The 11,326-nt window shown below is 65.3% G+C and carries 8 protein-coding genes and 1 pseudogene; 5 read left to right on the forward strand and 4 right to left on the reverse strand.

From position 1 onward, the window contains the following. Positions 1–205 (forward strand): annotated as a pseudogene (locus JS533_RS00005) (signal peptidase II); the annotation flags it as partial. After that, positions 202–1,137 (forward strand): RluA family pseudouridine synthase, encoded by a 936-nt coding sequence (locus tag JS533_RS00010; RefSeq protein WP_241512535.1) that lies wholly within the window; start codon positions 202–204, stop codon positions 1,135–1,137. The pseudogene JS533_RS00005 and the gene JS533_RS00010, both read left to right, overlap by 4 nt. Before the next feature lie 78 nt (positions 1,138–1,215). Here the strand turns inward: JS533_RS00010 and JS533_RS00015 are convergent, their stop codons facing one another. After that, complete coding sequence (locus JS533_RS00015; protein ID WP_241512536.1) at positions 1,216–1,659, reverse strand: hypothetical protein; 444 nt, start codon at positions 1,657–1,659, stop codon at positions 1,216–1,218. A 205-nt stretch (positions 1,660–1,864) separates the two neighbouring features. On the opposite strand from JS533_RS00015, the gene dnaE reads away from it, so the two are divergent. After that, positions 1,865–5,452 (forward strand): DNA polymerase III subunit alpha, encoded by a 3,588-nt coding sequence (dnaE, locus tag JS533_RS00020; protein ID WP_241512537.1) that lies wholly within the window; start codon positions 1,865–1,867, stop codon positions 5,450–5,452. 153 nt (positions 5,453–5,605) lie between these two features. On the opposite strand, the gene JS533_RS00025 is transcribed toward dnaE, so the two are convergent. Further along, entirely contained in the window at positions 5,606–7,483 is a 1,878-nt protein-coding gene (locus JS533_RS00025; protein ID WP_241512538.1) for an oleate hydratase, read from the reverse strand. Between the two features lie 369 nt (positions 7,484–7,852). Here JS533_RS00025 and JS533_RS00030 point away from each other — a divergent pair, with 369 nt between their 5' ends. Further along, positions 7,853–8,158 carry a YhbY family RNA-binding protein gene (locus JS533_RS00030; RefSeq protein ID WP_241512539.1) on the forward strand — a complete coding sequence of 102 codons (306 nt, stop codon included), beginning with the start codon at positions 7,853–7,855 and terminating at the stop codon, positions 8,156–8,158. Positions 8,159–8,298: 140 nt separating this feature from the next. Beyond that, on the forward strand, positions 8,299–9,642 hold the full coding sequence (locus tag JS533_RS00035) for a metal-dependent hydrolase family protein (protein ID WP_241512540.1): 1,344 nt from the start codon (positions 8,299–8,301) through the stop codon (positions 9,640–9,642). Between the two features lie 6 nt (positions 9,643–9,648). Here the strand turns inward: JS533_RS00035 and JS533_RS00040 are convergent, their stop codons facing one another. Then, positions 9,649–10,545, reverse strand: coding sequence for an aldo/keto reductase (locus JS533_RS00040; protein WP_420838601.1), 897 nt, complete (start codon positions 10,543–10,545; stop codon positions 9,649–9,651). A 168-nt stretch (positions 10,546–10,713) separates the two neighbouring features. Then, positions 10,714–11,229, reverse strand: coding sequence for an Lrp/AsnC family transcriptional regulator (locus tag JS533_RS00045; protein ID WP_241512541.1), 516 nt, complete (start codon positions 11,227–11,229; stop codon positions 10,714–10,716). Positions 11,230–11,326 lie beyond the last annotated feature (97 nt).

The raw sequence follows: 11,326 nt of genomic DNA on the forward strand, positions 1-11,326 counted from the left end.
CGTGGACTTCCTGAACTACGGCTGGTCGGTCGGCAACGTGGCCGACATCTGGCTCATGGTCGCGGGCATCGGCATCGTCGCGCTCATCGTGACGGGCGAACCGTTCTCGAAGGCCGATCTGGCGCGCCTCGACGAGACGCAGGCCCGTTCCGATGCGCAGCAGGACGGAGGGAAGGACGCGTCGGAAGGCGGAGACACGCTATGAGCCGTCTCGTACCCGCCCCCGACGCCCTGGTGGGCAAGCGCTTCGACGTGGCCGTCGCCAAAATGCTCGGCATTTCGCGCGCCAAGGCCGCCGACGTGATCGAAACTGGCCAGGCCCGGGTGCTTGGCCGCGACATCGCCAAATCCGGCTCACTCATGTCCGGAGACACGGTCGAGTTCGATCTGGTCGAGGAACGGGCCGAACCCGAGCCGATCGCCACGGACATGGCCATCGTGTACGAGGACGACGACGTGGTCGTCGTGGACAAGCCGGTCGGCGTCGCCGCGCACGCGTCCGTCGGCTGGACCGGGCCGACCGTGCTCGGCAGCCTGCTCGACCGCGGCGTGTCGATCACGTCGTACGGAGCCCCCGGCCGGCAGGGCATCGTCTCGCGGCTGGACGTCGGCACGTCCGGGCTCATGCTCGTGTGCAAGTCCGATCTTGCGTATGTGGAGATGCGCCGTCAGTTCGCCGAGCACGAGGTCCGCAAGACATACCATGCGCTCGTGCAGGGCGGTCTCAAGGAGGACAAGGCCACCATCGAGGCTCCCATCGGCCGCGCCAAGGTGTCCGACTTCCGCTTCTGCGTCACGCCGTCCGGCAAGCCCGCCGTCACGCACTGGGACGTGATGGAGCGTTTCGGGGGAGAGGCCACGCTGGTGTCCGTCAACCTCGAAACGGGACGCACCCACCAGATTCGCGTGCATTTCTCGTCCATCGGGCATCCGCTCGTCGGAGACCCCATGTACGGGGCGAATCCCGTGCTGTCGGCCGAACTCGGTCTGGACCGGCAATGGCTGCACGCCATGAAACTCGAATTCCGGCACCCGCGCACCCGCGTATGGACCACGGTCACGTCGCGGTATCCCGCCGATCTGGCCCATGCGCTCGAGGCCATCCGTGCGAAGCACGAGTCGGGGGCCTTGAACTGAGCGCATGACGGTCCGTTCTCGACGGGGGACGCCGATATGCGGTCGGCGCCCGTCGCTGCGGCGTCGGGCATGCCGGTGCTAGACACATGACGGTCCTTCCCGCGATGCTTCAGCAGCCACGAAGTCGTCCGTGAGCGTGGGATCGTCGTTGCCGTTGCCCGCGGCATTCCGCCGTTCCCGGCAGGCCTGCACGGCCGCGGCCACGGACAGCACCACGCCGGTGATCAGCGACGGTACGCAGCAGACTCCGGCCGCGCAGACCGCAAGCAGCACCAGCACGTCCTCCGGCCGGTATTCGCCGCGATTGAGATACATCGTGCCGGCGAGCGCAGCGAGGCCGAGCACGACGCCCAGCACGATGGAGGAGACGCCGATCGAACGCAGGATGCGGGCGCCCGATTCGTCATCGTCGGGCCGGGGTCGCCTGCCGTCCGCGGAGTACGGCGGTGGCGGCCACGACCGCCGGTTCGGGGGAGCGGATCTGTCTTCCTGCTGGGAAGGGTAGGGCGAGGGCAACATCATCGTTTCCTTTCTCGTGCGCCATGGGCCTCCCACGCTACGGGACCGCCGCCATGCCTGTCAATGAAAAACGGCCCCTGTGGTCGAAAGGTCGGGAGTTATCCACAACGGGTTATCCACAGCGGAATCGCGCATCGTCCGGCCCGAGGCCATTGCGGCGAGATTCGCCATGGGGGAGAGGCCAAGGGGATGGGGTATGGTGGAACGCATGGCCGAAACGGGAAAGAGCTTTGTACATCTGCACAATCACACGCACTATTCGCTGCTGGACGGCGCGTCGAAGATCCCGAATCTGGTGAGCCGCGTCAAGGAACTCGGCATGCCGGCCGTCGGCATCACCGACCACGGCAACATGCACGGCGCGTACGAAATGTGGAGCACGGCGGTCAAGGCCGGCGTCAAGCCGATCATCGGCATCGAAGCCTACGTGACGCCGGAAACCGCGAGGCAGGATCCCACCCGAGTCAGCTGGGACACGAACTGGGATCCGAACCTGGACGAAAAGCACCGCCGGCGCAACCCGGAAGACGTCTCCGGCGGCGGCGTGATCACCCACCTGACCATGTGGGCGGAAAACGACGAGGGCCTCGTCAACCTCATGAAGGCGAGCTCGGTGGCGAACCTCGAAGGCCGCGTCATGCGCTATCCGCGTATGGACAAGGAGGTGCTCGCTACCTATTCCAAGGGCGTGATCGCCTCCTCCGGCTGCCCGTCGGGCATCATCCAGACGCGCCTGCGCCTCGGCCAGTTCGACGAGGCCCTGCGCGCCGCCGGCGAACTGCAGGACATCTTCGGACGCGACAACTTCTTCATCGAACTCATGGACCACGGTCTGAAGATCGAAACGCAGGTCACCGACGACCTGCTCACCATCGCGAAGAAGCTCAACGCGCCGCTGCTCGCCACCAACGATTCGCACTACGTGCACGAGGCCGACCGCGACGCGCAGGACGCGATGCTGTGCATCAACTCCGGCGACACGCTCGACAATCCCGACCGGTTCAAGTTCGACGGCTCCGGCTACTACATCAAGTCGGCCGAGGAGATGCGCGAACTGTTCAAGGACCTGCCCGAGGCGTGCGACAACACGCTCGAGATCGCCGAACGCTGCAACGTCATGTTCGACGACAACGAGGACGGCGCGTTCATGCCGCAGTTCGCCTGCCCCGAAGGCTGGGACGAGACGTCGCTGTTCCTCAAGAAGGTCGAGGAGGGCCTCGAAAAGCGCTACGACGGCAATCCGCCGATCGAGGTGCTCAAGCAGGCCGACTACGAGTGCGGCGTGATCTGCCAGATGCAGTTCTGCGGCTACTTCCTCGTCGTCGCCGACTACATCAACTGGGCCAAGACGCACGGCGTGATGGTCGGCCCGGGCCGAGGCTCCGCCGCAGGCGCGATGGTCGCCTACGCGATGGGCATCACCGAACTCGACCCGCTCAAGCACGGCCTGATCTTCGAACGCTTCCTCAACCCGGAACGCGTTTCCCTGCCGGATATCGACGTGGACTTCGACCCGGACGGCCGCGCCCGCGTGCTCGAATACGTGGCCGACAAGTACGGCCACGACAAGGTCGCCCAGTGCGTGATCTACGGCACGATCAAAACCAAGCAGGCGCTCAAGGACTCCGCGCGCATCATGGGCTACGACTTCTCCATGGGCGACACCGTCACCAAGGCGCTGCCTCCGGCCGAAACCGGAGGCAAGGACATCAGCCTGCACGACATCTTCGACCCGAACGCGAAGCGATACGCCGAAGCGCGCGAATACCGCGAACTGTACGACTCCAACCCGGACGTCAAGCGCATCACCGAAGAGGCCAAGGGCATCGAGGGCCTGATCCGCCAGACCGGCGTGCACGCGTGCGCCACGATCATGGGCTCCGAGCCGATCACCGACACGTCGCCGCTGCTCGAACGCGTCGACGGCACGGTCACGACCACGTTCGAATACCACACGTGCGAAACGCTGGGACTGGTCAAAATGGACTTCCTCGGCCTGTCCAACCTGACGATCATCCGCGACACGATACGCAACATCGAACAGAACGGCAAGGGCAGGATCGACCACACGAAGATCCCGCTCGACGACAAGCCGACGTACGACCTGCTCTCGCGCGGCGACACGCTCGGCGTCTTCCAGCTCGATGGCGACGGCATGCGCGCGCTGCTGCGCACGCTCAAGCCGACCAACTTCAACGACATCTCCGCACTCATCGCCCTGTACCGACCGGGCCCGATGTCGATGGAATCGCACACCAACTACGCCAAGCGCAAGAACGGCCTGCAGAAGATCACGCCGATCCACCCCGAGCTCGACGAACCGCTCAAGCAGGTGCTCGACGAGACGTACGGCCTGATCATCTACCAGGAGCAGGTGCAGTCCGCCGCGCGAATCCTCGCCGGCTACTCGCTCGGCAAGGCGGACGTGCTGCGACGCGCCATGGGCAAGAAGAAGCCCGAGGTGCTGGCCAAGGAGAAGGTGCCGTTCTTCGCCGGCATGAAGGAGCACGGCTACTCCGAACAGGCCGCCGAGGCGATCTGGGAGATTCTGGTCCCGTTCTCCGGCTACGCGTTCAACAAAGCGCATTCGGCCGCATACGGCCTGATCTCGTACTGGACCGCGTACCTGAAGACGCACTACCCGGTCGAATTCATGGCCGCCCTGCTGCAGGGCGCGTCCACGAACAAGGACAAGACCGCGCTCTACCTGGGCGAGGCGCGCCGCATGGGCATCCAGGTGCTCTCCCCGGACGTCAACGAGTCGGTGTTCGAATACTCGGCAGTCGGCGACGTCGTGCGCTTCGGCCTCGGCGCGATCCGCAACGTCGGCGAGGCTCCCGTCAAGGACATCATCGCCGAACGCAGCGGCCCGCGCGGCAAGTACGTCAACTTCATGGACTTCGTGCGCCGCGTGCCGCTCACCGCGCTCAACCGGCGCATGATCGAATCGCTCATCAAGGCCGGCGCGTTCGACTCGATCGACCCGAACCGCCGCGCCCTGTTCACCATCCACGAGGCGGCCATCGACTCGGTCGTCGGCATCAAGCGCAAGCAGGCGGAAGGCCAGTTCGACCTGTTCTCCGACGACGAGGACGGCGGCATGGAGGCCATGGGCGACGCGGCCGTGAACGTGCCCGACATCGAGGAGTGGGACAAGAAGACCAAGCTCAACTTCGAACGCGAAATGCTCGGCCTGTACGTGTCCGACCACCCGCTTTCCGGCATGCAGGCCGTGCTCGCCGGACTGCGCGAGATGTCCATCGCGCACCTGATCGACCGTGCCAAGACCATGGGCGACGGCCAGCAGGTCACCATCGCCGGCCTCATCACCGGCGTGGACCGACGTGTGTCCAAAAAGGGCAACCCGTGGGCGATCGTCACCGTCGAGGACATGGAAAGCAGCATCCAGTGCATGTTCTTCGGCAAGGTGTACGAGGCGGCGATGGCCGATCTGGCCGTCGACCAGATCGTGCAGATCCGCGGCACTGCCGAAGTGCGCGACGAGACCGTGTCCATGAGGGCCACCGAAATGCAGGTGCCGACGCTCGAGGCCGCCGACGAACGGCCGCTGTTGATCACGCTGCCGCAGATGGCGCTCGGCCGCGGCAACGTGAACCGGCTCGCGCAGGTGCTGCACTCGCATCCGGGCACCTGCGAGGTGCGGCTCGCGGTGATGGACGACGACGGCAACGCGCAGGTGCTCACGTTCGGCGACCGGTTCCGCGTGCGGCGCGACACCGCGCTGTTCGCCGAGATCAAGATCCTCTTCGGCCCCAGCTGCCTGCCCGCCGCGTGACGCGGGCAGGCGCGTGACGCGCGGTGAGCGGACGCACTTGAAGTGGCCCGGTTGTTCCTCTCGCTATGGGAGGGAACAACCGGGCCGCTGTGCTATGCATGACAGCAAGCAACAAATGCCGGCCGAAAACAGTCGGCATCAATGGGATCGCGTTCAGATCACGTGATACTCCTTGAGGAGCGTCGCGATGTCGGTGCCGTCAAGCTTCTTGAGGATCTTGCCGAGCACGGCCTTCTCCACGAAGTTGAGCTTCATGTCCGTCACCGGCGCGCCGTCGCGCAGCTTGACCGTCGCGTTGAGCAGGTTGCGCACGTCGTAGACGCTGCCCCACACCTCGGGCACGCCGCGGTCCACGTCGAGCAGCGTGTACACCGCCTCCATGCCGGTGCGCATCGAGTATTCGGTGGTGAAGATCGTATCGCGCGGCGTTTCGGCGAACTGGCCGAGGAACGCGAAGTTGACGGCGCCGTCCGGCACCACGTCCGGGCGGTCGCCGGCGGCGCGCGGCATGAAGAACGCGGTGATGTACGGCATCATGACCGGCACCGTGTTGGCGTGGTTCTTGGCGAGCGCCTCGATCTTGTCGGCCGGCACCCCCATGTGGTAGAGCCATTCGGCGCAGATCTCCTCGCCGGTGCATTCGGTCATCGGCTTCTTGATGTAGTTGCCGGGCTTGTCGGGGAACAGGCCGTAGACCCACACGCACAGCTGGTCCTTGGGCTGGTCGCGGAACTGCTGCTGGCGGTTGAGCGTCCAGCTCATCAGCCAGTTGGAGTCGGTCACCGTCACGATGCCGCCGGTGACGACGTGCCCGGTGAACGGGTCGCGCTTGCAGATGCGCTGGATGTACGGCGGAATCTCCTTGTCGAGCGTGGTGACGGTGGCGCTCATCCACTTGGTGGCCTGCGGGTCGGAGCAGAACGTGTCGGGGTGGCCGAAGCTCGGGTCCTGCTTGGCGATGCGGCGCCACATGTCCCAGCCGCCGCCGGGCTTGATGTCCGGGTTCCACGGGGCGGGCGCGTGCTGCGAGCCCATCGTGGAGTTCTCGACGCAGCCGCCGTTGGTGATGAACACGTAGTCGCGTTCGGTCAGGTCGATCGAGGACTTCTCGCCCTCATGGTCGAGGTCGATGCGCACGGCGAGCTTCTTGGTGGGGGAGCTGTACGGGTTGCGCTTGAACACGCCGGACGTGGCCTGGATTTTGAGGATCGTGTCCTGGCCGACTCCGGTGTGTTCGCGCTTGGGGCCGTCGCCGCCGCCGATCGCGAATTCGACGTTCTCGACCTTGGTGTTGTAGTGGAACTGCACGCCGTGGCCTTCGAGATACTTGACCATCGGCAGGATCATGGATTCGTACTGGTTGTAGCGGGTGAAGCGCAGCGCGGAGAAGTCCGGGAGGCCTCCGATGTGGTGGATGTAGCGCTTGATGTACAGCTTCATTTCGAGCGCGGAGTGCCAGTTCTCGAACGCGAACATGGTGCGCCAGTACATCCAGAAGTTGGAGTTCAGCACCTCGTCGTCGAAGAAGTCGGTGATCGGCTTGTCGTACAGGTCCTCGTCGGGCGTGAAGAACAGCTTCATGATCTCCATCGACGCCTTGTCGGAGAGCCCGAACTTGCCGTTCGTCTCGGCGTCCTTGCCGAGGTCCTTGGTGGCGCGGCACAGCGAGTAGTTCGGATCCTCCTTGTTGAGCCAGTAGTATTCGTCGAGCACGGACACGCCTTCCGTCTCGATCGACGGAATGGAGCGGAACAGGTCCCACATGACCTCGAAGTGGTTGTCCATCTCGCGGCCGCCGCGCATCACGTAGCCGAGTCCGGGGATCTCGGCGCCGTCGCAGGCGCCGCCGGGCACGGCGTCCTTTTCGAAGATGTGGATGTTCTTGCCGGGCATCTGTGCGTCGCGCACGAGATAGCAGGCCGCGGACAGGGCCGCGAGGCCGGTGCCGATGATGTACGCCGACTTGTGTTCGACGCCTTCCGGCTTCTTCGGACGGGCGAAGGCTTCGTAGTTGCCGTTGGAATAGTACATGTTCCGCCTCCTTGACGGTGGAGTTGACATGATGTCAACTTTGTCTTGATAGACATGATGTCGCATTTATGCGGCTCCCGCTATAGACACTAGCCCGTGTTGTGTCGAAAAACCAGTGGTCCGCACTCTCAGTGGCGGTTTTCTCTCACCGACAGGCCCGTCCGCGGGCGTTTCCCGCCACGCGTCGCATGCAGTGGCGGAAAACGCTCGCTGAGGGGCTGGTAGTGAGAGAAAACCGCCACGCAGGGAGGGCTCTCGAGGGCGACGTGCCGGATCATCGCCCCGCGCCGGTATGCTCGTATGAGGCATCGTGCATGACGCGTCGCAGACGGTCGCACGATGGACAGTCACGTAACAGTAAGGAATTCAATGGCACTGACCAAGAAGCAGACCAAGCAGCTGCGCGCGCTGGCGAACCAGCTCAAGCCGCTGATGTACATCGGCAAGAACGATCTGACCGACGCGGCCGTCAAGCAGGCGTCCGAAACGATGGACAGCCACGAGCTGCTCAAGATCGCCGTCCAGGACGGCTCCGGACTGACCGCCAAGGAGGCGGCCGACAAGCTCGCCGGACAGATCGGCGCCGAAGTGGTGCAGACCATCGGCAACCGTTTCGTGCTTTTCCGCCGCTCCAAGCGCGACGACGTCGAGCACATCCAGCTCGTCCGCGAGTAACGGCGATCCGAACAGACGATCCGAACAGACGGCGCGGGCGGTCGCATGGCCCGCGCGTCGCACGAACGTAGCAATGCAGCAGCACGGCAGCACAGCCGCATAGTCATACAGCCGCACAGTCACACGTAAGGAAATCGCACATGGCCGCCATCGCACCGCGCGAACCGTTCGCCATCACCCATGCCACCGTCGTCGTCGCGGATGCGGTCGGTACCACGCTCGAGGACACGACGATCCTCGTCGGCAAGGATGGTCGCATCGAACAGGTCGCCCCCAGCACGCAGACGCCGGTCGGCGACGGCCGCCGCGTGATCGACGCGACCGACAAGGTCGTCATGCCGGGCCTGATCAACGCGCACGTGCATCTGTTCTCCGACGGCAAGCCGCTCAACCCGAAGATGGCGACGCCGCGCGGCCAGCGCGCCACCGCCGCGATCATGCATTCCCCGCTCGGCCGGCCGTATCTCAAGGCCCGAGCCAAACGCAGCGTGGAGACGCTGCTCGGCTCCGGCGTGACGACCATACGCACGCTCGGCGACGTCGAATACGAGGCCGTCGACCTGCGCGACCGGATCGGTGAAGGCCGGCTGGTCGGCCCGCGCATCCTCGCCTCCGGACCGCTGCTGGCGATCCCGGACGGCCACGGCGCTCCGCTGATCGCGCTGACCGGCACCACGCCGGACGAGATGGCGGCCAACACTCGGCTCAATCTCGAACATGGCGTGAACGCGATCAAGATCGCCGCGACCGGCGGCGTCACGGACGCGCAGCGCGCCGGCGAGGCCGGCAGTCCGCAGATGGGCGTCGAGCAGATGCGCGCGATCTGCGATACGGCTCACGAAGCCGGCGTGATCGTCGCCGCGCACGCGCAAAGCCCGGAGGGCGTGCGCCGCGCGCTGCTCGCCGGCGTGGACACGATCGAGCACGGCAGCGCGCTCGACGCGGAGATGATCGAACTGTTCCGGCACAACCCGCATTCGCTGCGTGGCTGGTCGGCGCTGGTTCCGACCCTGTCGGCGGGGCTGCCGCTGACGGAGATCGACCAGTCGGTCACCGGCATCACCGACGTGCAATTGTCGAACTCGCGCAACGTGGTCTCCGGCATGATCGCCGGCGCGGACGAAGCGCACGAGGAGGGCATCCGCGTGGGCGTCGGCACGGACACGGCGATGACGTTCGTCACGCAGTACAACACCTGGCGCGAATTGGACCTCTTGGTCAAGCGCGCCGGATTCTCGGCCGCGGAGGCGATCCATGCGGCCACGCAGGCCAACGCCGAGATCCTGGGCGTCGACGGCGTGACCGGTTCGATCGAGATCGGCAAGACCGCGGACCTGCTGGTGCTCGACACCGATCCGCTGCTCGACCTGCGCGCGCTGCGCCAGCCGGCGATGGTGGTCGCGGCCGGGCACGTGATCGACGATCCGAAGGTGCGCCGGTTCGACGACATCGACGATCTGCTCGACCGCGCGTTCAACGAGTAGGTAGGCTCAGATGTTGCCGCGCACGTGCTGGTCGGCCCACGACTGCGAGTGCGCGAAGGTCGCCGGATCGGCGCTCACGTTCGCATGCGGGTCGTCAAGCGCGTCGATGGCGGCGAGCTCGGCTTGCGTCAGATCGAAGCCGGCGCTGGAGAGATTCGCCTTCATGCGTTCGACGTGCTTCGACTTGGGGATGACGATGCGTCCCTCCTGCGTGTGCCAGCGCAGCACGACCTGCGCCGGCGTGACGCCGTGCGTCCGGGCCGCGGCGACGACCGGATCGGATTCGATGTCCTTGCCGTGGCCGAGCGGGCTGTATGCCTCTGCGACGATGCCGTGCGCCTTGCAGAACGCGAGATTGCCCGGCTGCGAGTAGCGCGGGTGCGCCTCGATCTGGTTGACGGCCGGGGTTTCGCCGCTGTCGTCGATGATCGCGCGCAAATGCTCGGGCAGGAAGTTGCTGACGGCCGGCACGCGGATCGCGCCCTCGTCACGCAGCCTGAGCAGCGCGCGCCACGTCTCCTTGTAGAAGCCGGCGGCCGGGAACGGCCAGTGGATCAGGTACATGTCGACCACGTCGACCTTGAGCTTGCGGCGCGACTCCTCGAACGCGACCATCGCCGAATCGTATCCCTGATCGCAGTTGCGCAGCTTGGTGGTGACCCACACCTTGCCCGCCATGCCGGTCGCCTTGAGCGCGTCGCCGACCTGTTCCTCGTTGTAGTAGGCGGCCGCCGTGTCGATGTGACGGTAACCGATCTCGAGCGCCTCCTCGACCGCCCGCTGCGTATCCTCCGGCGGGATCTGGAACGTGCCGAAGCCGATCTGCGGGATCACTGAATGCGCCTTGTCGTTCAGCGTCAGTTCCGGCGCGCGCAATGCCGTGTCACTACTCTGTTCGCTCATCATCATGCCTTTCCATGCTGTCATGGGACTTCACTGGATGGCCGATTCGCCATGCGGTTCCCATGCTATACCGGCTTCTCGCGTATGCGCCCCGCGTATCCTGCATTTGCCTCGCGGGGCGTATCCGCCGCCGTCTGATGAGCTTCCCGATGCGACGCTTCCGCGTGCCTACCGCACGCCCCAGTCGTAGCGCTGGGATTCCAATCGCATGTAGGTGAACAGTTCGGTGCGGGCGATGCCGTCGATCTTGCGGATGTGCCGGTTGACGAGTTCGAGCATGCTTTCGTCGTCCTCGGCGAAGATCTCGGCCAGGATGTCGAAACGGCCGGCGGTGATGATGATGTAGTCGATGTGCGCGATCTCCTTGAGCTCGCTCGCCACGTACTCGATGTCGCCGTCGACCGTGATGCCGACCATCGCCTGCCGGCGGAAGCCCATGTCCATCGGATTGGTGACGGCGACGATCTGCATGATCCCGTCGTCGAGCATGCGCTGCACGCGCAGCCGCACGGCCGCCTCCGACAGGCCGATCTCCTTGCCGATCGACACGTACGAGCGGCGGCCGTCCTCCTGCAGCAGGGCGATGATGCGCTTGTTCGTCGCGTCCATGACGGTCGGCTGCGTGTCCGGCATCGCGCCGTCCACGTCCGTCCGGTCCGTTCTGCCGCCTCTGATCGTGCCCATATGACCACCTCGGGTTTTGCCGTGCGACGATGTCGCTGCGATATTCGTTGTCTGAGGGCTCCCATTATGCATGCGTCAATGTGAAATTGCGGTTTTC

Source organism: Bifidobacterium amazonense, assembly GCF_018555435.2.
GTDB lineage: Bacteria > Actinomycetota > Actinomycetes > Actinomycetales > Bifidobacteriaceae > Bifidobacterium > Bifidobacterium amazonense.